A 23,244-nucleotide genomic window follows, 5' to 3' on the forward strand; every position below is an offset into this window, starting at 1 on the left:
CGCAAGCGGGCGAGGGTTTACGCGCACGATGCGTTTCGCTTCATCCCCATTCGCCATTCGCCATTCGCCATTCGCTATTCGCTATTCACCCCTTCAACGCCTCGCGCAGCGCCCGCTTGATCACCTTGCCATTGGCGTTGCGCGGCAAGGGATCGGTGGTCAGCGTCAGGCTTTCCGGCACCTTGTAGTCGGACAGCCGTTCGGCGCAGTAGCGCTTCAGCGCTTCCACCGTTGGCGACAGCGCGGGATCGGTCACCACGAAGGCGTGGACGCGTTCGCCGAGCACCGGGCAGGGCACCGCCACCACGGCGCATTCGATGACGCCGTCGGCCGCCACCAGCACGGTCTCGACCTCGGCGGTGAAGATCTTGTAGCCGCCGCGATTGATCATGTCCTTCTTGCGGTCGAGCACCTGGATGAAGCCCTGGGCGTCGATCGCGCCGATGTCGCCGGAATGCCAATAGCCGCCGGTGAAACCCGCGGCGGTGGCGACCGGATTGTTCCAATAACCCTTCACCACCGACGGCCCCCGGATCCAGATCTCGCCGGTCTCGCCGGCCGGCACTTCGCGGCCGGCCTCGTCGACCACGATGACCTCGGCGCAAGGCACGGCAAATCCCACGCTGTCGCCGCGTGAGGCGGTGAACTCCGGCGGCATCATCGTGGTCGGCGAGGTCGTCTCGGTCGCGCCATAGGCATTGATCAGCTTGAGGCCGGGCAGTTTCTCGGCGAGCTTTTCGATCGTCGGCGTCGGCATCGGCGCGCCGCCATAACCGCCGATGCGCCAGGACGACAGGTCGTAGCGGTCGAAATCCGGCTGCATCAGGCAGAGATTATACATGGCCGGCACCAGGATGGTCTGGGTGACCCGTTCGCGTGCGGATAGATCAAGATAGTCCGCGGCCTTGAACACCGGCACGATCACCAGGGTGCCGGCGGCGCGCAGCATGGCGGCGACATTGGCAATGAGACCGGTGACATGGCTGAGCGGCACGGCGGCGGCCGAACGGTCGTCCGTGCCGAGGTTCATGCAATAGGCATAGACCATGGCGGAATGGACGATGTTGAGATGGGTCAGCATCGCGCCTTTCGGCCGGCCGGTGGTGCCCGACGTATAGAGGATGACGGCGGTCTCCTCTTCGCCGGTCGTCGCGGCCGGACCGGCGGCACGGCCTTCGCCGCTCGCCAGCAGCGCGGCGAAACCGGCGCCGGTGGCGATCCGCGCCTCGAGCCTCGGCACCTCGGCCGCGGCGGGCAGGCGATCGGTGAGATCGGCCTCGTGGATCAGCAGGCGCGCGCCGCAATCCTCGAGCACATAGGCGATTTCCGGTGTCTGCAGCCGGATGCCCATGGGCACGGCGATGGCGCCGAGCCGCATCACCGCGAGCAGGATCGTGACGAACTCGCTGCGATTGCCGACGAGCAGCGCGACGCGGTCGCCGACGCCGATCCCGCGTCCCGCCAGCGCCGCGGCCAAGGTCGCGACCTTGGCATCGAGTGTCCGGTAGCTCAGCCGTTCCTCGCCGCAGACCACGGCTTCGCCCGTCGGGTTCCGGTCGACGGCATCGACGAACATGGCGAACAGGCCGGCCGGCCGCTCGGCGAAACAGGCGATGACACGATCGCCGAAATGGGCTTCGCGCCGGATCAGAATTGACGAGCCGTCGAGCCATGCCATGGCATTGCGTCCTGTCTGCGCGCGCCGCAACGCGCTTGAGAATGGGCCCTGGAAGCGGCTGAGGTCCAGCCTCGCCGCTTCCGTCACGGGCCGTTCGCCTCGATCAGTTCGACAGCGCGGCCGGCAAAGCTCGCCGAGAGGTCGCCGACCTCGGCGGCGTTGCTGGCCGCGGCATTGCCGGCCTTGGCGCGCGCCGCGATGCCTTCGAGAATGACCGCAAAGCGGAACAGCGAAAAGACCAGGTGGAAGGTTTCGACATCGGATAGGCGTCCCGCCGCGCCCCGATAGCGGTCGAGATAACAGGCCATGCTGGGAATGCCGAGCGCTTCGATATCGAGGCCGAGCACGCCGTTGAACCAGGCCGGCCTGGTGTGCCAGGCGAGACAGGAAAACGCCGCATCGGCGAGCGGGTGGCCAAGCGTCGACAGCTCCCAGTCGAGCACGGCGACGACGCGCGGTTCGCTTGGATGAAACATCAGGTTGCCGAGGCGGAAATCGCCATGGCTGATGGTGGTCTCGTCGCCTTCCGGCAGATGCGCCGGCAGCCAGGCGATCAGCCGCTCGATATCGCTGTTGTCGCGGGTTTTCGACAGCTGCCATTGGCTGGTCCAGCGAGCGATCTGGCGTGGAAAGAAGCCCCCCGGACGGCCGTAATCGGCAAGCCCCACCGCGGCGATGTCGACCTTCTGCAGGCGGGCGAGCGTTTCCGCCATGGCGAAATAAATGGCGCGGCGCTCAGGCTGCGCGACGCCGGGCAGGGCGCAGTCATGGAACACCCGGCCCTCGACCCGCGCCATCACGAAGAACGGCGTGCCGACCACGGCGCGGTCGTCGCAGAAGGCGAGCATCTCGGGCACCGGCACGTCGGTCAGGCTGAGCGCCCGCATGATCCGGTATTCCCGGTCGACCGCATGGGCCGACGGCAGCACCGGGCCGGCAGGCTGCTTGCGCATGACCAGCTGGCGATTGTCGTAGCTGACGAAGAAGGTCGGGTTCGACTGGCCGCCGCCGATCCGTTCGAGGCGCATCGGGCCCCGGCAATCCGGCACGGCCAGGCGGAGCCAGGCGTCGAGGCGGGCGGCATCGAACTCCGCCTGATGATCCGGCGCCGAGGCCACTGTGTCGGTCGCGCTCATCTCAGGCCGCACGGCCGACCGCGCCGTTGGCGCCGCGCTCGATGACATACTCATGGTCGAACAGGGATTGCGAATGGTTGAGGTCGGATTGCGCGATGACCACGCTGAGCGCCGTGCCCTTGAGGCCCGAAATGACCTCGGCCAGGCGCTGCGACAGCGCCGGGGCGACACCCTCGAACGGCTCGTCCAGCAGCAGGAGCCGGGTGCCGACGGCGAGCGCCCGGCAGAGCGCCACCAGTTTCTGCTGGCCGCCCGAGAGCAGCAGCGCCTTGCGGTCGCGCATGGCGGCAACCTCCGGCATCATGTCGAAGACGAAGGCGAGCCGGTCGGGCCCATGGAGCGATTTCGACACCCAGATCGGCAGCAGGATGTTCTCTTCCACCGTCAGTTCCGGCACCAGCTGGCGGTCTTCCGGCATGTAGCCGATGCCGAGCGGCGCCCGGCCATGGGGCGGCATGGGGCCGAGGTCCCGGCCGTCGAAATGGATCCGGCCGCGCGCCACGGCCAGATGGCCCATGATCGCGCGCATCAGCGTGGTCTTGCCGGCGCCGTTGCGGCCGATCACGCCGACCATGCGGCCGGCCGGAACCGCGAGCGAGAAGCCGCGCAGGGCCTGCATGGACTGGATGGTGACATGCAGGTCCTCGACCGTCAGGAAAGCGTTCTCGCCGCTCATGCCGTGCCTCCCGTGACATAACGCCGGACCTCGGCGTCGCGCAGCACCGTGTCGGGCGTGCCGTCGGCGATCACCCGGCCGCTGTAGAAGGCGATGACCCGGTCGGCATAAGCCCGCACGATGTCCATGTCGTGCTCGACGAAGACGACGGTCGCGGCCTCGCCCGAAATCGCTTCCATCACCCGGTCCATGGCCGGGAACTTCTCTTCGGCGCTGACCCCCGATGTCGGTTCGTCCAGCAAGAGCAGGCGCGGCTTGCGGGCGAGCGCCATGGCGATGTCGAGCAGCTTGCGTACACCGCCCGGCAGTTCGCTCACCAGCCGGTCGGCGAAGCCGTGCAGGCCGAAGCGCCTGATAAGGTCGAGGGCGCGTTCCTGATGGCCGCCGGCGCCGGGATCGCGCCAGAACGACAATCCGCCGGCATCCGCCGCGGCGCAGGCGACCAGCATGTTCTGCAGCGCGGTCAGCTCGACGCAGAGCTGCGGGATCTGGAACGACCGGCAGATGCCCTTGCGCGAAATCAGCCGCGGCGCCAGGCCGAGGATCGGTTCGCCGTCGAGTTCGATGGCGCCGCGATCGGGCCTGAGATAGCCGGTGACCATGTTGACGAAGGTGGTCTTGCCCGCGCCGTTGGAGCCGATCAGGCTCAGCCGCTGGCCGGCCGGCACTTCGATGGTCACCTCGGCCGCGGCCACCACCGCGCCGAAGCTCTTGCCGATGTCGCGGGCCGACAGCACGGGTCTGGCTGAGGTCGTCATGACGTGCCCTCGCGCGCGCTGGCTGGCTGGCGGGTCGCTTCCCGCGCCGGTTCCGTCGGTTCCTCGGCCGCCCGCCGGGACGCCGCCCGCGTCGTCCAGAGCGAACCGATGCCGTTGGGCAGGAACAGGATGATGGCGAGCAGGAACAGGCCGAGCGCCATTTGCCAGGTATTGGGGAAATAGAGGCTGGAGAAGGAGCGCACCAGTTCCAGCGCCAGCGAGGCGACGAAGATGGCAATGACGCTCTTCGAGCCGGCCAGGATCGCCACGAAGACGAATTCGCCCGACTGGGTCCAGAAGGCGAAGGTCGGCTCGATATGGCCGAGCGCCAACACGGTGAGCGCCCCGCCGAGGCCGCCGAGCACCGCGGCCAAGGCGAAATTGGTCGCCATGACCGACTGTACCGAGGTGCCGAGATATTCGACGCGCAGCGGATTGGCCTGGATCGCCTGGGTCACCAGGCCGCGCGCCGAGCGGATGTGCATGGCGGTTGCCCAGGAGGCAAGGCCGGTGGTCAGGATCGCCAGCACATAGAGCGCATAATCGCCCGAGGGACCTTCGAGACGGCGGCCGAACAGGCTCGGGCGCGGGATGTTGAAGCCGTCAGACCCGCCGAGCGCCGTCGATTTGATCAGGATGCCGTAGAGCACCATGGACAGCGCCAGCGTCAGCATGCCGAAAAAGATGCCGCTGTAGCGGGCGAGCAAGGGGCCGGTGACCGCGCCGATCAGGCCGGCGACCGCGCCGCCGATGACCAATAGCAGCAGCGCGTCGGTGATGCCGAGCTTGATGACGCAGAGCGCCACGGCATAACCGCCCAGGGCGAAGACCATGCCCTGGCCGAACGACACCAGGCCGCCGCGCATGATCAGGAGGATGCCGAGCGACACGATGCCGTGCGAGGCGGCCATGGTGGCCAGGAATTGCAGCCAGTTGGGCAGGACCAGGCCGAGCAGCACGAGGCCTATGATCGTGCCGGCCGCGGCAAGAGAGAGTTGGGTGCGCGTCATGATCTAGATCTTCCTGGCGGCCGCCCGCTGAAAGAGACCTTCCGGCCGGAAGATCAGCACCGCCGCCATGACCAGGTAGATGCTGAACAATTCGGCTTCGGGCATGAGATGGACGGCAGCCGCGCGCGCCAGCCCGACGACGATGGCGCCGATCGCGGCCCCCTCGATCGACCCGAGGCCGCCAATGATCACCACGGCGAAGCTGACGATGATGACGCTGACGCTGATGCCGGGCTGAACCGAGATCATCGGCGCGGTGAAGGCGCCGCCGAGCGCTGCCAGGAACACGCCGACCGTGAAGGCGATCCACTGCACCCGGTCGACATTGACGCCCATGCTGCCGCTCATCTCGCGGCTATGGATCACCGCCAGCACGATCTTGCCGGACACCGTGCGGTTGAGGCCGAACCAGACGGCAAGCCCGCAGATGATCGCGAGCCCGATCAGCGCGAAGTCGTAGCCGACATAGAACAGCGGGCCGAAGGCGACGTTGCCGAACAGCTGATAGGGCTCGGAGACGTAATAGGGATTGACGCCCCAGATCAGCTTGACCGCGTCTTCCAGGATCAGGAACAGGGCATAGGTGACGAGCAGCAGCACCACCTCGTCGCGGCCGTAGAACAGCCGGAGCAGGCCGCGCTCCAGCAAGGGCCCGACCAGCAGGGCAACGCCGATCGCGGCGACGAGCATGGCGAGCAGCGACAGGCCGGGCGCCCAGCCGAGCGAGGCGACCAGGCCAACCGCGCTCGCCGAGGCATAGGCGCCCACGGCATAGAGGCTGCCGTGAGCGATATTGAGGATCTTCAGCACGCCGAAGACCAGGGTCAGCCCGAGGGCCACGACGAACAGCCATGACGCGTAGATCAGGCCGTCCATCAGGATGGTGAGCGCCAGTTGCACCGGTCTTGCCTCCCGCGGGCTAAAGGTCGGTCAATCGCACTTGGCGCCGGGGAAACCGGCCTTGATCCAGTCGAGGCTGCGCATATTGGCCGGCGGGTTCACGCATTCGGCCGGAAAGCGCTGGATATCCTCGATCGTCACCATGCGGCGTGCCGCGTCATAACGGGTGCGGCCGATCGCCATGGCCTGGATCGCCTGATGGCCATTGCCGAGGCGCATCTGGATGAGGCCGCCGGGCGTATCCCATTCGAGGTTTTCCATGGCCGCCGCCAGCTCTTCCGACGTCGGCTTCTTGCCGCCATTGCTGGCCATGGCCTTTTCGACCGCCGCCTTCAGGCCGAGCAGCGCCTGGGTCATGCGATAGGAGGCCTGGACCGGATAGGTGCCGTTGCGGGCCTGGCTATAGCCGGCAAAGAACCAGCGGTTCAGCGCCGTATCGGGCGCCATCAGGCCATAGGCGCCGCGCGCGCCGATGATCGCGCCGTTCGGCATCTTGTCGCCGAGCGCCTGCAGCACGTGGTCGGCGGCGCTCAGCACCAGCTGGCTGCGCTGGAAAATGCCACGCGGGCCACCCTGCAGGATGAAGGCCTGCAGGTCGCCGCCCCAGAGGCTGGAATAGACGACGTTGGAGCCGGCGCGGCCGAGCGCCGAGATCTCCGTGCCATATTGGCCGGACCCGAAGGCCGGCAGCAGGTCGGCCTCGGCCTTGGCCTGCGGGTAGAGCTGCGCCATGGTCGCCATGAAGTCGCCACGCGAATCCTGGCCCCAGGCATAGTCCTGGTTGATCAGGCTGTAGGAGGCGGCGCTGATGTTGCGCGAGCGCATGTAGCGGGCGAGCGCCACATTGTCCTGGGTGGCGTGGGCGGCCGTGCGGAACACATATTTGTAGCTGGCATCCTCGAAGATGCGCGGCGTGCCGCAATCGAACAGGATCAGGAATTTCTTCAGTTCCTCGGCGACCGGCGCCACCGCCAGGCAATCGCCCGAGCCGATATAACCGACGACGGCATCGACATTCTCGCGCTGATAGAGGTTGCGCAGCTCCTGGACCTGTTTGGTCGCGCCGCCATTCTCGTCGATGATGATCGGCTCGATGCGCAGGCCGCCGAAGCCGACGCGGTTATAGGGCGCGGGCGCCGCGCCGCGATTGAGCTGGTCGATGACGAAATCGGCGCCGTGGCGGGCCGGCACGCCGAAGCTCTCGGCGGCTTGTCCCGACAGGAAGGTGACGATGCCGATCCGGAAGGTTTCCTGGGCTTGCGCGGCCCCGGCCAGCAAGCCGGTGATCGCGGCGGCGAAAAGTGCGGTCCGGCCGAGCCGTCGACCGCCGTTCAATGACGTGTTGGACATAAAGAGCTCCTTGGGCACGCGGGGTGCGGTGGCGGTTTCCTCAGGGGCGCGGCCTTGTGGCCGTCTCTTGTGGCTGTCTTGGGTCGCCAGCCTGGCCCAAAAAGGGGAGCCAGTTGGCAAGCCGACTTTGTCGGACAATCGAACAGTGAAACAGGCAAGGCTGCGTCGTCAAGCCTGTCGGCCGGCAGAGGCGGCCGTGGCCGTCATGTTGTCTCAAGAATAGGCGCCGCCGAGCCCCAGGTGGTCGGCGAAGGTGCGCTCGATCGGATCGTCCAGCGACTTGCCGGCGATCTCGAAGCCGCGCCGCCAGTCGGTGATGTGCCGGCGCATCCAGTCGCGGGCGACGACGACGTCGCGCGCCCGGCAGGCCTCGACGATATGGCGATGGGCTTCGAGATTGCGCGGGCCGGCGGCGTCCACCGTGTCGAGGATCATCTTCAGCGTCGGCGTGAACAGGAGGCCAGCCGGTTCGCGGGCGAGCTGCAGCACGCGGTTCTTCGAGACGCGGGCGATCAGCGCGTGGAATTCGCTGTCGATCTCGGCATGCGCCTGGCTATCCCTGGCAGCTGCCATGCGGGCGAGATTGTCCTCGAGCTCCTGAAGGTCTTCCGGCGTCGCGCGGGCGGCGGCGGCCTCGACGGTGGCCGTCTCCAGGCTCATCGAGGCTTCCCACAGCTCGCGAAAGGTCACCTGGTGCAGCACCAGCGCGCGGCTGACGCGGGTCGCCAGGCGGTTGTAGCGGGGCAGGCTGACATGCAGCCGGCGGCTCTGGTCGCGGCGGATCAGGCCACCCTGTTCGAGCAGCCGGATGCCTTCGCGCACGGTCGAGCGATTGACCTTGAACTGGCGCACGAGGTCGGCCTCCGTGCCGAGCGGGTCGCCGGGCTGCAGGCGACCGGACAGGATCTGCTGCTCGATCGCTTCCGCCACCATCTGATAGGCGGGCGCCGTCTGGATACGCTCGAACCGGTCCGTTTCGCTGGTCATATTTATCCGTTTGTCCGACAAAGGACATCTTATCAAACAGCTTGCCGGCGTCAATCTCGCTGACGGCGGCGGTCGGAATGCCGGCCAGGCCGTTCGCCGCCACGCCCGAAACCGCCCGGCGGGTCGGGCCGGTCTTGCGCTCAGGCCTTCATGCGACGACATGAACGTTTGATCCGGCGCGCCAATCGGTTAGATCATCGGTCATGTGGCTCAATCAGCGTACCCTCGATGCGATCAGACTGATGGCGGAACTTTCGGCCCGCTGGCCGCATGCCGTCAAAGCCGCTGACCTCGCCGAGGCGACCGGCATCACCTTCCTCAACGTGCAGAAGACCGCGCATGCCCTGGCCCGTGCCGGCCTGACCGAAGCCGAGCGCGGCCGCTATGGCGGGCTCAGGCTCGCCCGGCCGTCGCATGAGGTGAAGGTGGCGGAGATCGTGCGCGCCTTCGAGCCGAAGGATTGCCCGGCCAATTTCCTGATGACCGACGAGGCCAGCGATCCCGTGGCGAAATTGATGTTCCGTGCCCATCGCGGCTTCTTCCAGCCGCTCGAGGAAACGACTCTCGCCGAGATCGAGCCGCGCCTTCTGGCGCGTCAGCGCGGCGATCAGGATCCGCCGCGGGTGGCGCGGCTGCGCGCGTAATTCTGCGGCAGAACCACCGGCAAGGCGCCGGGCGGCACCGCGTCGCTGACCAGATCGACCCCGAAGATCGTGGCGACCAGGTCGCGGGTGATGACCTCGGCCGGTTTGCCCACGGCATGGGCCCGGCCGCGATGCATCACCAGGATGCGGTCGGCAAAGGTCGCGGCGAGATTGAGGTCGTGCAGCACGGCAATGACGGCGACGCCGTCGTCGACCAGGCCGACGGCCGCTTCCATCAGGGCGATCTGATGGGCCAGATCGAGGCTCGCCACCGGTTCGTCGAGGAACATGACCTGGTTGGCCGCGCCGCGCCGGCCGGCCTTCAACTGGGCGAAGGTGCGGGCGAACTGCACGCGCTGCTGCTCGCCGCCCGACAGTGTCTGGTAGTTGCGCGCGGCCAGATCTTCGATATCGGCCGAGCGCAGCGCCTCAGCGATCAGCCGCTCGCGTTCGGCGCGCGGCAGCGACCGGCCGACGCTGTCGATGCCGATGCGCACCACCTCCACCACGGTGAAGGGAAAGGCGAGGCGGGTCGCCTGCGCCATGACCGCGCGTTTTCCGGCAAGCCGCCAGGCCGGCAGGTCGCCGAGCCTGTCCCGGTCGAGCCGGATTTCGCCCTCGGTCGGCGCGAGTTCACCGGTGAGCAGCTTCATCAGGGTGGTCTTGCCGGCGCCGTTCGGGCCGACCACCACCATGAGCTCGCCGGACGACAGCGTCAGCGAGACGCCGTCGACCAGCCGGCGCTTGCCCACCGTGATGCCGACGCCGGTGGCCTCGAGGATCACGCTCATGCGTCGAGGCTCCGGTCGCGGCGCAGCAGCAGCCAGAGGAAGAACGGCGCGCCGATGGCGGCGGTCAGGATGCCGATCGGCAGCTCGGCCGGCGCCACCAGAACCCGCGCCAGCAGGTCCGCGCCGGTCAGCAGGGTTGCGCCGAGCAGGGCTGAAAAGGGCAGCAGCATGCGGTGATCCGGGCCGAACAGCAGGCGCAGCAGGTGCGGCACGACAATGCCGACGAAACCGATGACGCCTGAAGCCGCGACGCCGGCACCGACCGCCACCGCGACCATCAGGATCGCGGCGTTCTTCAGCCGCTGCACCGGAATGCCCAGGTGGAAAGCCTCGGCCTCGCCGAGCAGCAGGGCATTGAGCCCGCGCGCCAGCACCGGCACGGCGAACAGCACCGGCAGGATCAATGGCCCGATCACCATGACCTTGGTCCAGCTCGCGCCGCTGAGCGAGCCGAGCGACCAGAAGGTCAGGTCGCGCAATTGCCGGTCGTCGCTGATGAAGGACAGAAGCCCGGTCAGCGCACCGGCGAAGGCGCCGAGCGCGACGCCGGCGAGCAGCATGATCGCCACCGACGTGCGGCCTTCGCGGGTGGCGATGGCATAGAGGATCAGCGTGCTGGCCAGGCCGCCGAGAAAGGCGCCGAGCGGCAGCAGCGCGAAGGGCAACTGGAACTGCGCCGTGCCCAGGAGCCGGTCGCCGAGCACGATCGTCGAGGCGGCGGCAAGGGCGGCGCCCGAGGACACACCGACCAGGCCGGGATCGGCCAGGGGATTGCGGAACAGCCCCTGCATCAGCGTGCCCGAGACCGCCAGCGCCGCGCCGATCAGGGCGCCGAGGACAAGCCGCGGCAGGCGGATGCTGAACACGACCAGCGCTTCGCGGCTGCCGACGATCTCGGTGTCGCCGGTGAACCAGCCGCGTATCACCGCGACGACACGCGCCGGCGGAATGGCCACCGCGCCGGTGCCGAGCGATAGCACCGCGAGCGCCAGGAACAGCGCGATGAACAGGAGGGTGGCGATCGCCAGTCTGCGACGTTGACGGGCGAACAGGGCAGGGACCGCACCTGCCTCGGCAGCCAGGCTCACTGTCGACGTCCCCCGGCGGCTTCGCCGAGGCCATAGGCGGCGGCCATCAGGTCATGGGCCGCCTCGGGCGTGCGCGGGCCGAACCCGAGGAGATAGAGCCCGTCCATCGAAACCAGCGACCGGTTGCGCGCGGCCGGTGTCGCGGCGAAGGCCGGCAGGCCGAAGACATCGCTCGGCGACAGGGCATGGTCGCCGCGCTGCATCACCAGCACGACGTCGGGAGCGGCCGCAATGACCCCTTCGTCGGTCAGCGGCTTGTAGCCATCGACCGCCTCGGCGGCATTGACCGCGCCGGCCAGCGTGATGATCGCATCGGCGCCGCTGTGGCGGCCACCGACCACGACCCGGCCGTTCTGCAGCGACAGCACGAACAGCACGCGCTTGCGCGCGGCCAGGGCTTCGCGCTCGCGCGCCAGCGCCTGGAAACGCTTGTCGATGGCATCGGCGAGCGTGTCGGCTTGGGGCGTGGCATTGGCCAGGCGCCCGACCGCGCGGATGCGCTCGACGATGCCTTTGGGGGTGAGATCCTCGCCGAGCCGCTCGACCCGGATGCCGGCCTCGGCGATCAGCTTGATGGTGTCGGGCGGACCGGCGCCGTCGATGGCGATCACCAGGGTCGGTTTGAGCGACAGCACGCCTTCGGCCGACAGGGCCCGGACATAACCGACATTGGGTTTGTCCTTCAGCGCCTGGGGCGGGTGCAGGCTGGTCGTGTCGACGCCGACGATCTGGTCCTGCAGGCCCAGCGCATAGAGGATTTCGGTGATCACGCCGCCGGCCGCGACGATCCGCTGCGGCGCTGCCTGGGCGAGGGCGGTGAGGCTGCCGAGCGCCGGGACAAGCGAACCCGCGAGAATTGCCGCGGTCAGTCCGGATGCCGCGACAAGCGAACGGCGGCTCACGTCAACAGGCCTCGAAGGCGACGTCGAAGGCATGACACGGCTCATTTGGTCAGGATCAGCTTGTCGTTGGCGGTGACGCGCAGGCGATAGCGCTCGCCCTTGTGCAGGATCACGGCTTCCCGGCCGGTCCCCAGGATGGCGGTCAGTTCGACGGTCGGAATCGCGTCGGATGACGCCGAAAGCGACGCATCGGGCTGATTGCCATGCGGCGGTCGGGGGAGGCCGGAAATCATGAAGAAGCACCTAGTTTAGAACTATAATAAATGACGATAACTCCTTGGAAGCATTCAAATCTGCGCGTCCAGGAGGTATTGTTGACATTGGTAGTCAGCTTAAGTACCAAGCGTCAAGGGGCGCACAAAGCGGACTTACCGCAGCGCAGAAAACGCCAGCCAGCCGGACGCTTCGGCGTCGAGCCAGCCAGCCAACAATTCCAACAGGCTTGCGGTTCGGACAATGGTCAGCGGTAACAGGCGCGCGGCGCTCATGGCTTCGGTTTCCATGGCGTCGGTTTCTTTGATGGTTTTGGCGGCCGGAATCGGGGGCGCCCAGGCGCAGCAGCCTCCTGCGGCGGCCGTGCAGCAGGGCGCGGCGGCAACTCCGTCGGCGCTCGACGAGATCACCGTCAGCGCCGAGCGCGCGCCGTCGACGGTGAACAATTCCGCGGGAACGGTGACCGTCATCACCGACCGCCAGATCGACCGGCAGCTGATCCAGAATCCGCGTGACGCGGTGCGCAACGAACCAGGTCTCGCGGTCGGCAACAATCCGACCCGCGCCGGGTCGTCCAGCTATTGGATCCGCGGCATCGGCGACAACCGGGTGCGCCAGGAGATCGACGGCGTGCGCGTGCCCGATTATCCCGGCTCGAATGCGGGCGCCGGTCTCTATACCCGCGACTTCGTCGATTTCGACAGCCTCAAGCGGGTCGAGATCATCCGGGGCCCGGCCTCGGCGCTCTATGGCAGCGACGCCATCGGCGGCGTGGTCTCCTATGTCACCAAGGATCCGGAAGACTATCTGCGCGAGGTCGGTCGCGACTGGTATGCCGGCACCAAGCTGAGCTTCAACAGCGTCGACCGCAGCTTCGCCGAGACCTTTACCGGCGCCGCCCGGCAGGGGCCGTGGCAGGCCTTGCTGATGTACACCCGGCGCGACGGCACGGAAACGCTGATCAATTCGGCGACCCGGAGAGCCAATCCGCAGAACTATCAATCCAACAATCTGCTCGCCAAGATCATTTACGAAACGCCGGATTCGGGGCGTTGGCGCCTGACCGGCGAGGCGCTGTGGCGCGGCGTCGGCACCAATCTTTTGACCGACCTGTCGACCAGCGTCGCCCAGTCCTATGCCCATGACACCAACAAGCGGTTCCGTCTGAGCCTCGACTGGACCCAGCAACTGTCCTGGGCGATCGCCGACCAGGTGACCGCCATGGTCTATTGGACCGATCTCGACCGGCAGGAGCATCAGGACCAGTACCGCCGCAGCGTTCCGGCGCCGGCGCCGGCTCCGGCCAACCAGTTGCGCGTCTCGGATTTCGATTTTCGGCAGGTGGTGCTCGGCACCAATATCCAGTTCTCGGCGCAGCGCCAGCTCGGCGGCTGGGACCATCAGGTCGTCTATGGCGCGACCGTCGATTTCACCATGACCTCCCGGCCGCGCGCCCGCAGCCAGTTCAATCTGGTCACCGGCCTGCCGATCCCGGGGCCGATCGCCGGCGAAACCTTCCCGAACAAGAATTTCCCCGACACCCAGAGCACGCAAGCCGCGTTTTATGTTCAGGACACCGCGCAGTTCGGCGCGCTCCGGATCATTCCGGCGATCCGCTTCGACTATTACCACCTGACACCGCGTCCGGATGCCGCCTTCTACAATTCAAATCCTGGATTTGCGATCGGCAACGTCTCGGCCTTCGCGGTCTCGCCGAAGCTCGGCGCGACCTATGATCTGAACGACACCTATCGGCTGTTCGCCCAATATGCCCGCGGCTTCCGGGCGCCGCCTTATGACAACGCCAATTTCGCCTTCTCCAACCAGGTGCAGCGTTACGAGATCCTGCCGAACATGAACCTGAAGCCGGAGACCAGCGACGGCTTCGAGGGCGGCCTCAGGGCGCGCTTCGCCAATGGCTCGAGCTTCCAGGTGTCGGCTTTCTACAATCTCTACCACGACTTCATCGACACGGTGCTGGTGCGGACATCGCCGACCGGGTTCCAGACGTTCCAGTATCAGAACGTCTCTTCGGTGGTCATTTACGGCTTCGAGGCCAGAGGCGAGTGGCGGATCAATCCGGAGTGGTCGCTGACCGGCGCCGTTGCCTATGCCCGCGGCATCAACACGATCACTCACCAGCCGATCAACTCGGTCGACCCGCTCACCGGCGTCGCGGGCCTGCGCTACGACAGCGGCACGGGCTGGGGTGTCGAAGCGCGCATGAAGGCCGCCGCGGCGAAGACCCTGGTCGACTCGACCAGCCAGCAGCCGGGCGTGACAACCTACAAGCCTGGCGCCTATGCCACCTTCGATCTGCTCGGCCGCTATGAGATCAACCGCAACGTGACGCTCAACGCCGGCATCATGAACATCGCCAATGCCCGCTATTTCAGCGCCATCGACGTGGCCGGTATCGCTAGCAACAACGCCAATCTGGAGCTGTTCCGGGCTCCCGGCCGTTCCTTCACCATGAACGTCTCGGCGAGGTTCTGACATGCGGCGGGCATCGACCGCGCGCCAGGCAGTCGGCCGGGGAGCTCAGCTTCCCCGGCCTCGTGCTGCCAAGCATGACCGGTCCGAGCCCATTCTGGCGACGCCGTCGTCGCGGCCGCTGCCGTCGCCCTGTCTCGACGAGCCGCTGTTGCTCTTTGCACCCGTCCCGGACCTACCGGAAGCCCGGGCGCTCGTGATGCCCCCGCTCACGGTCAGCCGTGACACCGTTGCGCGTGATGCCGCGCCGGCGGTGATGCTGGAAGGCCTCCAGGCCGATACCGGCGGCGCGCCGCCGGAGCCGCCGGCCGTCTCGGCCGGCGATCCCAACGCCATTCCAGCCGTCGCCGACAAGCTTCGCCGGCGCGTCTCGTTGTCGCTCGTCGCCTCGCTCTGCCTGCATGCCGGAGCCCTGGCGATCGCGCTCTATCTCGGCCTGCAAGCGGCCGACGTGCCGGCGACCGGCGAAGACGGCGTCGCGGTCGAGATCGTCGCAGCCGAAGCCGGTGCCGCCTCGGCCCAGGACACCGCCAGCGGCACCGAGGCCACGCCAAGCGAGAGCGCCACGACCGAGACGCAACCGGTCGAGGCGCCGCCGACCGAGACGGCGGCCGAGCCGCCGCCGCCCCGGCCGGTCGAGACGACGGTCGAGCCGCCGCCGGAAGCGCCGCAGCCGGTGACCGAGCAGGCCGAAGCGCCACCGCCGCCTGAAACGCCGCAACCGCAACAGGTGGCCGAGGCGCCGCCGCCGGTGGTCCAGCCCGATCCGGTGCCGGTCGCGACCACGACCGAAGTGGCGCCAGTTCAAGCATTGGTGACGCCGGCCCCGACGCCGCCGACACCGGTGACCCAGCCGGTCATTCGGCGCGAACCGCCGCCGGTGGTTCGGCGCGAGCAGCGGCCGGTCCGCGTCCAGGTGACACCGCCGCGCCGCGAGCCGGTGACCGAGCGGCGCCCGCCGCAGCCGGTCCAGGCCGCCGCCCGCCGGTCGGCGCCGGCAGGTGAGGGCACCGGCATGCGCAACAGCCAGGCCGCCGTCGGCAATGCCAGTTCGGGCGGTTCGCAGGCCAGCGCCGCGGCGGTGGCCAATTATCGCCAGCGCGTGCTCGCCCATCTCGCCCGCTTCAAGGTCTATCCGGACCAGGCCCGCGAGCGCGGCATTGTCGGCCGTGCGGTCATCGCCTTCACGCTGTCGCGCGGCGGCCAGTTGGCCGCGTCGTCGCTTGCCGGGTCGTCGGGCGCCGCCATTCTCGATCAGGCGACGGTTGCCATGTTGCGCCGCGCGGTGCCTTTCCCGGCCATGCCGGAAGGCGGGCCGATGACGATGAGTTTCACCGCGGGAATCCGCTACGATCTCCGGTGAGATCCACTATAAGATTGTCGAGAGCTTCAGGAGACAAACCATGTATATCGCGATGAATCGCTTCAAGGTGATCAAGGGTGAGGAGGCTGAATTCGAGCAGGTCTGGCGTTCGCGCCAGTCATACCTGAACGAGCTGCCCGGCTTTATCGAGTTTTCCCTGCTCAAGGGCCCCGAGCGCGACGATCACACGCTCTACGCCTCGCACACCGTGTGGGCGACCAAGGAGCAGTTCACCGGCTGGACCCAGTCCGAGCAGTTCCGCAAGTCCCACGCCCGCGCCGGCCAGGGCAAGCCGCTATCGATCGGCCATCCGGAATTCGAAGGCTTCGAGGCGGTGCTGATCGACGACAACCGTCCGATCGCCAGCGCGGCGGCCGAGTGAGGACCTGACATGACCGCCCAAGCATTGGCCTCATCCGACGATCGGCTGGCCGCAGCGCGTGCCGCGCTCGCCGCCAAGCCCGATGGCGTGATCGAGGCCGTGGCGCGCCAGCACGGCGTCGCCTCGCGCGACGTGCTGGCCATGTTGCCGGCCGCCGAAGCGGTGTTCGCGCCGGCCGAAGCCTTCGGCGACATCTGGCAGGACATGACCGGCTGGGGCGAGATCCTGTTCATCGTCAACACGCCTGACATCGTGCTCGAATGCCACGGCACCTTGCCGGCCGGCAGTGCCGGGCATGGCTGGTTCAACGTTCATGGCGACAGCCCGATCGGCGGCCACATCAAGGCCGACAACTGCCGCGAGATCGGCTTTGTCGACCGGGTGTTCCACGGCCGGCGTTCCTGCTCGATCCAGTTCTACAACGAGGCGGGCGAGGCCATGTTCAAGGTCTTCGTGCGGCGCGACGACAAGCGGGAACTGCTGCCCGAACAGACCGCCCGTTTCGAGCAGTTGCGGGCCCGCTACGCCTGAGCGGCCGCGTTGGGATATCAATGAAACCGCGTCCGTAGTCATGCGGGCGCGGTTTTCTTATGCGTGCAGGTCTTGAGTTTACGCAGTCCGAGGCGTCGTCGGCACCGTGGAGGTCCAAATTTTGGGCTGGAACCACCACCTTCACCTCGCCCCGGCGGGGAGAGGTCGACCTTGCCTAGCATTGAGAGAACGCATCTCGCGTTCGCTCATTGCTACGGCGAAAGGTCGGGAGAGGCGGCGAGGCGCTCGTCGAAGAGGCATTATGCGAAAGGCGTAAAGCCTTGTTCGGAAAAATCTATTTCCCCTCTCCCGGCGCAATAGCATCGAGCGAACGCGAGATGCGTTCGCACTCGCTATGCGCGCCGACCTCTCCCCGCCGGGGCTACCGGATTCACACATCTCGACAATCCATGTCTTGGCGCGGTGTTTCTCGCTTCGTCATGGCCGTGCTTGTCACGGCCATCCACGTCCTCCGCGGTCAAGGCAATGCGTGGATGGCCGGCACAAGGCCGGCCATGACGAAAAAGGACGGCGCATGCGCTATCCGTGGTTCTCGTGCGAAGTCTTGAGAGGTGGCGAATTCAGGCCCCTTTGAGAGATGTGTGAATGTCGTAGCCCCGCCGGGGGGAGGTTTGGGTGGAGCTCTGACGTATCCCGTCGTGCCAGTCTCCTGATCGACAAGTGCAGGCCTTTTTTGCGAGATGGGTGAATGCCTCAGCTCGCAAAAAGCGGCTCGCCCATGACCGGCCGGAAGAACGAGCGCTCGTAGCGCAGGAAACAGCGGGTTTCCCTGTAATAGGCCATGGCTTTGGCGACGTCGGGATCAAGAGCGGCCGCCTGCCGGTATTTCTCATAGGCAGCGAAACTCTCGAAGCTGAAGATCCCCAAGGCGATGTCGCTCTCGCCCTCCGACGGCAGGAAATAGCCGTGATGGATGCCGCCGAAGCGGGGCAGCAGCTCCAGCCACATCCGGCAATAGGTCTCGAACTCCGTGAGCTTGTCCTGGTCGACGACGTAGCGGATATGGCAGGTGATCATGGTGGACTCCGAGGCGGTGGCGGGCAGGGGCGTGGGTGGCGGCGATCGAAGGTCGCAAATGTCTCATCAGGGCCCATCAAGCCCGAAAATCATACCGAAGGGGTCGACGAGCTGGCAGACCCGGCGTCCGGCGGCGACATCAAGCGGGCCTCGGTGATGGCTGCAGCCGGCATCGAGGAAACGCTGGCGCTCGGCTGCGAGATCATCGACCGCCCAATACGGCACGGTGCTGCCGCCATGGGGGTTTCTGGGGGAAGCCGGGTGGAAACCCAACTCCATGCCGTCGAGGTCGAGCCAGGCATAGAGGTTCGGGCCATCGACATCGCGCTGCACCTCGGTTTCGAAGCGGGCGGCCCACCAGGACGCGGATGCCTCGGGGTCGTCGATGAAGACCATGACGGTGCGGATCGCGCGAAGCACAGTGGGTTCTCCCTGAGTTGAGGCGCGCTGCCGCGGCGGCCGCTTCGGCCGATCGGCCCGCCGCCGCAGACCTTTTCGACGCGTCGGGAGGCCAAGTCCAGCGGCAAAGCCGTGATCGACCGGCAAGCCGCATGTGCTGGTGCTTGCGCTTGGCCCCCTTTACCGCCTTTCATGGGAACCGAGGTCCCGGACAATAACGGGCGGAGCCACACCATGGCCTCGACCCGGGACCCGAGGGAACGCGACGTCTAGACCGCCGAAGCGATGCCTCACCCCTCCGCGCCGGGCGCGGTCCGGGGGCGTCGTCTCCGGCCGGCCGGTTCAGGGGAGGGACGCATGTCGGACGAAGGCCTCGCTAATGGCGGTCTTGCGGATTTTGTCGTGGTTGGCGGCGGCTCGTCCGGGTCGGTGCTGGCCGGCCGGCTGACCGAAGATCCCGCGACCAAGGTGGTCCTGCTCGAAGCCGGCAGCGGCGGCGGCGCCAGCCCGGTCGTCACGACGCCGGCGGGCGTGATCGCCATGCTGCCGACCCGCATCAACAACTGGGGTTTTGCGACCGTGCCGCAGAAGGGGCTCGGCGGCCGCATTGGCTACCAGCCGCGCGGTCGCGGGCTCGGCGGCTCCTCGGCGATCAATGCCATGGTCTATATCCGCGGCAACAGGTGGGACTATGACCATTGGGCTGATCTCGGCAATACCGGCTGGTCTTATGCCGACGTGCTGCCCTATTTCATCAAGTCCGAGGCCAATGAGCGGCTCGACGGCACGCTGCACGGCCGCGACGGCCCGCTCGCCGTTTCCGACCTGCGCACCGACAATCCGTTCCCGCAGATCTTCCTCGAGGCCTGCCGGCACCTGCAGCACCGGATCACCGACGACTTCAATGGCGAGGATCAGGAAGGCGTCGGTTTCTATCAGGTGACGCAGAAGAACGGTGAACGCTGGAGCGCCGCGCGCGGTTACCTGCTGCCGCATATCGGCAAGCGCCCGAATCTCGATGTCCGTCGCCGCGCCCGCACCACCCGCATCCTGTTCGAAGGCAAACGCGCCGTCGGTGTCGAATACCGCGTCGGCAACGAGACGCGCATCGTCCGCGCCCGCCGCGAGGTGATCGTTTCGGCCGGCGCCTTCCAGTCGCCGCAACTGCTTCTGCTGTCAGGCATTGGCGAGGCCGCCGCGCTTGGCCGTTTCGGCATTCCCGTCGTCGCCGAGGTGCCCGGTGTCGGGCGGAACCTGCAGGACCATCCGGATTTCATCTTCGCCTACAAGTCGAAAAACCAGGACCTGCTCGGCCTGTCGGCGGTCGGCTCGGTCAGGCTCACCAAGGAGATCTTCCGTTACCGGCGCGAGCGGCGCGGCCTGCTCACCTCCAATTTCGCCGAAGCCGGCGGCTTCCTGAAGACCCGGCCGGATCTCCCGGCGCCCGATATCCAGCTGCATTTTGTCGTTGGGGTGGTCGACGACCACGCCCGCAAGCAGCATCTCGGCCACGGCTTTTCCTGCCATGTCTGCCTGCTCAGGCCCAAAAGCGTCGGGCATGTCGGGCTCACCAGTCCCGATCCCCTGGCCGCACCGCTGATCGATCCGGCTTTCCTCGATCATCCCGACGATGTCGCGGCCATGGTCGAGGGTTTCAAGGTTACCCGCCGGATCATGGACGCGCCGCCTCTGGCGGCCCAGGCGACCAGGAACATGTTCACCGCTGATATCGAGACCGACGAGCAGATCGCCGATGCCCTGCGCCGGCGCGTCGATACGGTCTATCACCCGGTCGGCACCTGCAAGATGGGGGTCGACGCCATGGCGGTGGTCGATCCGACGCTCAGGGTGCGTGGCGTCGAGGCGCTGCGTGTCGTCGATGCCTCGATCATGCCGACGCTGATCGGCGGCAATACCAATGCGCCGTCGGTGATGATCGGCGAAAAGGCCGCTGACCTGATCCGAGCCTGAATACCGGGAAAAATGGGGGAGAGAACCATGGCTCAAGGACGATCGAGCAGCCTCGCCGCCGCACTGATCCTGGGCCTTTCGGCCCTGGGCATGGGCATGGGCATGGGCCTGGCCCAGCAGCCGGCAGCACCTCCGGCCGTCGCCCTGCAGCGCGATGCCGAACCGGCGACACGGGCCGCCAACGAAGCGGTTCTCAGGGCGCTCAACTTTGCCGACCGGGCCGATTTCGACAGCGCCCGGCGCGGCTTCATCGCGGCCATCCCTGACGGCACGATCGCCGGCCCGGCGGGTGCGGGCGGTCTCACCGCCTGGTCGATGAAACCTTATGACTTCTTGAACGGCGAGGCGCCGGCCACCGTCAATCCGAGCCTCTGGCGCCAGGCCCAGCTCAACAATATCCACGGCCTCTTCAAGGCCGCCGACCGGGTCTATCAATTGCGCGGCTACGACATCTCGAACATGACCGTGGTCGAGGGCGACACCGGCCTGATCGTCATCGACCCGCTGCTGGCGACCGAGACCGCCAAGGCCGCGCTCGACCTCTATTTCGCCCATCGGCCGCGCCGCCCGGTGGTCGCCGTCGTCTATACCCACAGCCATGCCGACCATTTCGCCGGGGTGAAGGGCATCGTCACCGACGAGGAGGTCAGGGCAGGGCGGGTCAAGGTCATCGCGCCCGACAAGTTCATGGACCATGCGGTTGCCGAGAATCTGATCGCCGGCAATGCCATGAGCCGGCGCGCCTGGTACCAGTTCGGCTCGATGATCCCGCCGGGGCCACGCGGCCAGGTCGATACCGGCCTTGGCCGGACGGTGGCGCGCGGCTCGTTCACGCTGATCGCGCCGACGGATGAGATCAAGCAGGACTACGAGACGCGCACCATCGACGGCGTCGAGATCGAATTCCACCTGACGCCGGGCACCGAGGCGCCGGCCGAGATGACGCTCTATTTCCCCCAGTTCCGCGTGCTGAACATGGCCGAACTGACCTCCGGCACCATGCACAATCTCTACACGATCCGCGGCGCCGAAGTGCGCGATGCCCGCGCCTGGTCGCGCTATATCGCCGACGCGCTCGAGCGCTACGGCGACAGGACCGATGTCCTGATCGCCCAGCACAATTGGCCGGTCTGGGGCGCGGAGCGTGCCGCTGTGTTCCTCAAGAAGCAGCGCGACATCTACAAGTTCATCCACGACCAGAGCGTCCGGCTGCTCAATCATGGGCTTACCCCGGCCGAGATCGCCGAGACGTTGCGCATGCCCCAGAGCCTCGCCAGCGAATGGTCGGTGCGCGGCTATTACGGCACGCTCAGCCACAATGCCAAGGCGATCTACCAGCGTTATCTCGGCTGGTACGACGCCAATCCCGCCAATCTGCAGCCTTTGCCGCCGGTGGAATCGGCCAAGAAGACCATCGACTATATGGGCGGCGCAGCCGCCGTGATCGCGCGGGCCCGCGACGATTTCAAGGCCGGCCAATATCGCTGGGTCGCCAGCGTCATGAACCAGGTGGTCTTTGCCGAACCGGGCAATCGCGAGGCGCGCGAGCTCGGCGCGGCGGCGCTCGAACAGCTCGGCTACCAGGCCGAGGCCGGCACCTGGCGCAACGCCTATCTGATGGGCGCGATGGAGCTTCGCTCCGGCATCATGCGCCGCGCCGGCGGCTCGACGGTGACCGCCGAGATGCTCGGCGCCATCCCGCTCGACCTCCTGTTCGACTATATCGCCGTGCGTCTCAATGCCGAGAAGGCCGAGGCCAAACGCATCGTCATCAACTGGACCTTTTCCGATACCGGCCAGACCTTCGTGCTGAACCTGGAGAATTCGACCCTGACCAACCGGCCGGGGCGGCTGGCGCCCGACGCCGATTGCGCGTTCACCCTGACGCGGGCGAGTTTCGACGCCATCCTGCTCCGGCAGAAGACCTTTCCGGCGGCGATCGCGGCCGGCGAGGTGACGTTCTCGGGCAATCCGATGAAATTCGGCGAGCTCGCCGCCATGCTCGACGAGTTCTCGCCGTTCTTTCCCATCGTCGAACCGCGCGCGGCGACGCCATGATCCCGCGCCGCCGCCTCGCCGCCGCGCTTGTCACCAGCCTGATTCTGGCGACCGGTGCCGCGCCGGCCTACCCCTGCGGTTTCGACGGTGTGTTCGACGGCAATTTCGGGGTCTCGCATCCCCTCGCCATGGCGGTTGCGGTCGCCACGCGGCAGGCCGTGCTCGACGAGGTTCTGCCGGCGAGCGCCACTGGGCCGCTCGTCGGGGGTTCGGCCGGCCTCTGGCCGACCACCGCCCGCATCCATGCACTGGCCCGTAGCCTGAGCCTGACCGGGCCGGGCGATCAGCAGGGGTTCGCCCTGCACCTTGCCGATTCCGGTCTATGGGCCCGGCTGACACCGTCGCCGGCGGGCCTTGTGGTCGAGATCCATATCGACGGCCCGCGCCCGGGCGAAGCGGTCCTGGTCACCCATGGGGCCGTGCTGGAGCGGCTGGTCGACGGCCGAATGACGGCGCGCGCGGCGCTCGATCATGGGCTGCTCGTCCTCGACGCCAGCCGCGGCGCTGTCGATGCGATCGGGCTCCAGCTTGCCCGGTTCGACGAAAAAGCCGCCGCGCCCGGAGCCGCGACGGCCGATTTGCGTCAGAGATTGCCGTGGCGAGGCGCTGCCGGTCGACCGACAACGCCTTGAGCCATCAGCTGTTCAGGCTGCGTCGGCACGCGCATGAACCCTCGCCCACGTCTTCGTGGGAGAGGGTGGCCGCGGAGCGGCCGGGTGAGGGTGGTTGCGTCGATGCGCGACGTGCATTTTATGTCGAATCGATGGGCCGGCCCTCTTCAGGCCCTCACCCGGCCGCTGACGCGGCCACCCTCTCCCGCAAGCGGGCGAGGGGTCGCGCGTCCGGCGCGGCGCTATCCGCCGCGCCGGAGCTATC

Annotated in this window: 23 protein-coding genes; 8 read left to right on the plus strand and 15 right to left on the minus strand. The window is 67.4% G+C overall.

Annotated elements, in window-relative coordinates:
* Positions 1-85: 85 nt before the first annotated feature.
* The 8 genes from E8M01_RS28765 to E8M01_RS28800 all read right to left on the minus strand — a co-directional run bounded on the left by E8M01_RS28765 (position 86) and on the right by E8M01_RS28800 (position 8,495).
* Positions 86-1,678 carry a class I adenylate-forming enzyme family protein gene (locus tag E8M01_RS28765; protein ID WP_136963293.1) on the minus strand — a complete coding sequence of 531 codons (1,593 nt, stop codon included), beginning with the start codon at positions 1,676-1,678 and terminating at the stop codon, positions 86-88.
* 83 nt (positions 1,679-1,761) lie between these two features.
* Positions 1,762-2,814, minus strand: a complete 1,053-nt coding sequence (locus E8M01_RS28770) for a phosphotransferase family protein (protein ID WP_136963294.1) — start codon at positions 2,812-2,814, stop codon at positions 1,762-1,764.
* A gap of 1 nt (position 2,815) precedes the next feature.
* Positions 2,816-3,490: an ABC transporter ATP-binding protein gene (locus E8M01_RS28775; RefSeq protein ID WP_136963295.1), complete on the minus strand. Its 675-nt coding sequence runs from the start codon at positions 3,488-3,490 to the stop codon at positions 2,816-2,818.
* Positions 3,487-4,248, minus strand: coding sequence for an ABC transporter ATP-binding protein (locus E8M01_RS28780; RefSeq protein ID WP_136963296.1), 762 nt, complete (start codon positions 4,246-4,248; stop codon positions 3,487-3,489). Before E8M01_RS28780 ends, E8M01_RS28775 begins: the two co-directional genes overlap by 4 nt.
* Positions 4,245-5,258 (minus strand): branched-chain amino acid ABC transporter permease, encoded by a 1,014-nt coding sequence (locus E8M01_RS28785; RefSeq protein WP_136963297.1) that lies wholly within the window; start codon positions 5,256-5,258, stop codon positions 4,245-4,247. Before E8M01_RS28785 ends, E8M01_RS28780 begins: the two co-directional genes overlap by 4 nt.
* 3 nt (positions 5,259-5,261) lie before the next feature.
* A complete protein-coding gene (locus tag E8M01_RS28790) occupies positions 5,262-6,158 on the minus strand; it encodes a branched-chain amino acid ABC transporter permease (protein WP_136963298.1) in 897 nt (298 codons plus the stop codon).
* Between the two features lie 30 nt (positions 6,159-6,188).
* On the minus strand, positions 6,189-7,508 hold the full coding sequence (locus E8M01_RS28795; RefSeq protein ID WP_136963299.1) for an ABC transporter substrate-binding protein: 1,320 nt from the start codon (positions 7,506-7,508) through the stop codon (positions 6,189-6,191).
* 213 nt (positions 7,509-7,721) lie between these two features.
* Positions 7,722-8,495 (minus strand): FadR/GntR family transcriptional regulator, encoded by a 774-nt coding sequence (locus tag E8M01_RS28800; protein WP_136963300.1) that lies wholly within the window; start codon positions 8,493-8,495, stop codon positions 7,722-7,724.
* 203 nt (positions 8,496-8,698) lie between these two features.
* Here E8M01_RS28800 and E8M01_RS28805 point away from each other — a divergent pair, with 203 nt between their 5' ends.
* Positions 8,699-9,139: an RrF2 family transcriptional regulator gene (locus E8M01_RS28805; protein WP_136963301.1), complete on the plus strand. Its 441-nt coding sequence runs from the start codon at positions 8,699-8,701 to the stop codon at positions 9,137-9,139.
* On the opposite strand, the gene E8M01_RS28810 is transcribed toward E8M01_RS28805, so the two are convergent.
* From E8M01_RS28810 to E8M01_RS35175, 5 genes are all read right to left on the minus strand, one after another.
* Positions 9,103-9,930 (minus strand): heme ABC transporter ATP-binding protein, encoded by an 828-nt coding sequence (locus E8M01_RS28810; protein ID WP_136963302.1) that lies wholly within the window; start codon positions 9,928-9,930, stop codon positions 9,103-9,105. The two genes, E8M01_RS28805 and E8M01_RS28810, sit on opposite strands and share 37 nt — an antisense overlap.
* Positions 9,927-11,018, minus strand: coding sequence for a FecCD family ABC transporter permease (locus tag E8M01_RS28815; RefSeq protein ID WP_136963303.1), 1,092 nt, complete (start codon positions 11,016-11,018; stop codon positions 9,927-9,929). Before E8M01_RS28815 ends, E8M01_RS28810 begins: the two co-directional genes overlap by 4 nt.
* Positions 11,015-11,920: a heme/hemin ABC transporter substrate-binding protein gene (locus E8M01_RS28820; protein ID WP_246088468.1), complete on the minus strand. Its 906-nt coding sequence runs from the start codon at positions 11,918-11,920 to the stop codon at positions 11,015-11,017. The genes E8M01_RS28815 and E8M01_RS28820 overlap by 4 nt, the downstream gene beginning before the upstream one ends.
* A 41-nt stretch (positions 11,921-11,961) precedes the next feature.
* On the minus strand, positions 11,962-12,153 hold the full coding sequence (gene hemP, locus E8M01_RS28825) for a hemin uptake protein HemP (RefSeq protein ID WP_136963305.1): 192 nt from the start codon (positions 12,151-12,153) through the stop codon (positions 11,962-11,964).
* A gap of 135 nt (positions 12,154-12,288) precedes the next feature.
* Positions 12,289-12,603 (minus strand): hypothetical protein, encoded by a 315-nt coding sequence (locus E8M01_RS35175; protein WP_170181692.1) that lies wholly within the window; start codon positions 12,601-12,603, stop codon positions 12,289-12,291.
* Here E8M01_RS35175 and E8M01_RS28830 point away from each other — a divergent pair.
* The 4 genes from E8M01_RS28830 (at position 12,572) to hutX (ending at position 16,902) form a co-directional block, all read left to right on the plus strand.
* Complete coding sequence (locus tag E8M01_RS28830; RefSeq protein WP_246088469.1) at positions 12,572-14,629, plus strand: TonB-dependent hemoglobin/transferrin/lactoferrin family receptor; 2,058 nt, start codon at positions 12,572-12,574, stop codon at positions 14,627-14,629. The two genes, E8M01_RS35175 and E8M01_RS28830, sit on opposite strands and share 32 nt — an antisense overlap.
* Before the next feature lie 196 nt (positions 14,630-14,825).
* Complete coding sequence (locus tag E8M01_RS28835; protein WP_136963307.1) at positions 14,826-15,989, plus strand: energy transducer TonB; 1,164 nt, start codon at positions 14,826-14,828, stop codon at positions 15,987-15,989.
* Positions 15,990-16,029: 40 nt separating this feature from the next.
* A complete protein-coding gene (hmuQ, locus tag E8M01_RS28840) occupies positions 16,030-16,371 on the plus strand; it encodes a heme-degrading protein HmuQ (protein WP_136963308.1) in 342 nt (113 codons plus the stop codon).
* 9 nt (positions 16,372-16,380) lie between these two features.
* Positions 16,381-16,902 carry a heme utilization cystosolic carrier protein HutX gene (gene hutX / locus E8M01_RS28845; RefSeq protein WP_136963309.1) on the plus strand — a complete coding sequence of 174 codons (522 nt, stop codon included), beginning with the start codon at positions 16,381-16,383 and terminating at the stop codon, positions 16,900-16,902.
* Positions 16,903-17,616: 714 nt separating this feature from the next.
* On the opposite strand, the gene E8M01_RS28850 is transcribed toward hutX, so the two are convergent.
* The gene (locus E8M01_RS28850) at positions 17,617-17,940 is read right to left on the minus strand and encodes an NIPSNAP family protein (RefSeq protein ID WP_136963310.1); all 324 of its coding nucleotides are present in this window, start codon (positions 17,938-17,940) and stop codon (positions 17,617-17,619) included.
* 66 nt (positions 17,941-18,006) lie between these two features.
* Positions 18,007-18,360, minus strand: coding sequence for a VOC family protein (locus E8M01_RS28855; protein WP_136963311.1), 354 nt, complete (start codon positions 18,358-18,360; stop codon positions 18,007-18,009).
* Between the two features lie 336 nt (positions 18,361-18,696).
* On the opposite strand from E8M01_RS28855, the gene E8M01_RS28860 reads away from it, so the two are divergent.
* The 3 genes from E8M01_RS28860 (at position 18,697) to E8M01_RS28870 (ending at position 23,000) form a co-directional block, all read left to right on the plus strand.
* A complete protein-coding gene (locus tag E8M01_RS28860; protein WP_136963312.1) occupies positions 18,697-20,310 on the plus strand; it encodes a GMC family oxidoreductase in 1,614 nt (537 codons plus the stop codon).
* 90 nt (positions 20,311-20,400) lie between these two features.
* Positions 20,401-22,368, plus strand: coding sequence for an alkyl/aryl-sulfatase (locus tag E8M01_RS28865; RefSeq protein ID WP_425467753.1), 1,968 nt, complete (start codon positions 20,401-20,403; stop codon positions 22,366-22,368).
* Positions 22,365-23,000: a hypothetical protein gene (locus E8M01_RS28870; protein ID WP_136963314.1), complete on the plus strand. Its 636-nt coding sequence runs from the start codon at positions 22,365-22,367 to the stop codon at positions 22,998-23,000. Before E8M01_RS28865 ends, E8M01_RS28870 begins: the two co-directional genes overlap by 4 nt.
* Positions 23,001-23,244 lie beyond the last annotated feature (244 nt).

This window comes from Phreatobacter stygius (assembly GCF_005144885.1).
Taxonomy (GTDB): Bacteria; Pseudomonadota; Alphaproteobacteria; order Rhizobiales; family Phreatobacteraceae; genus Phreatobacter; species Phreatobacter stygius.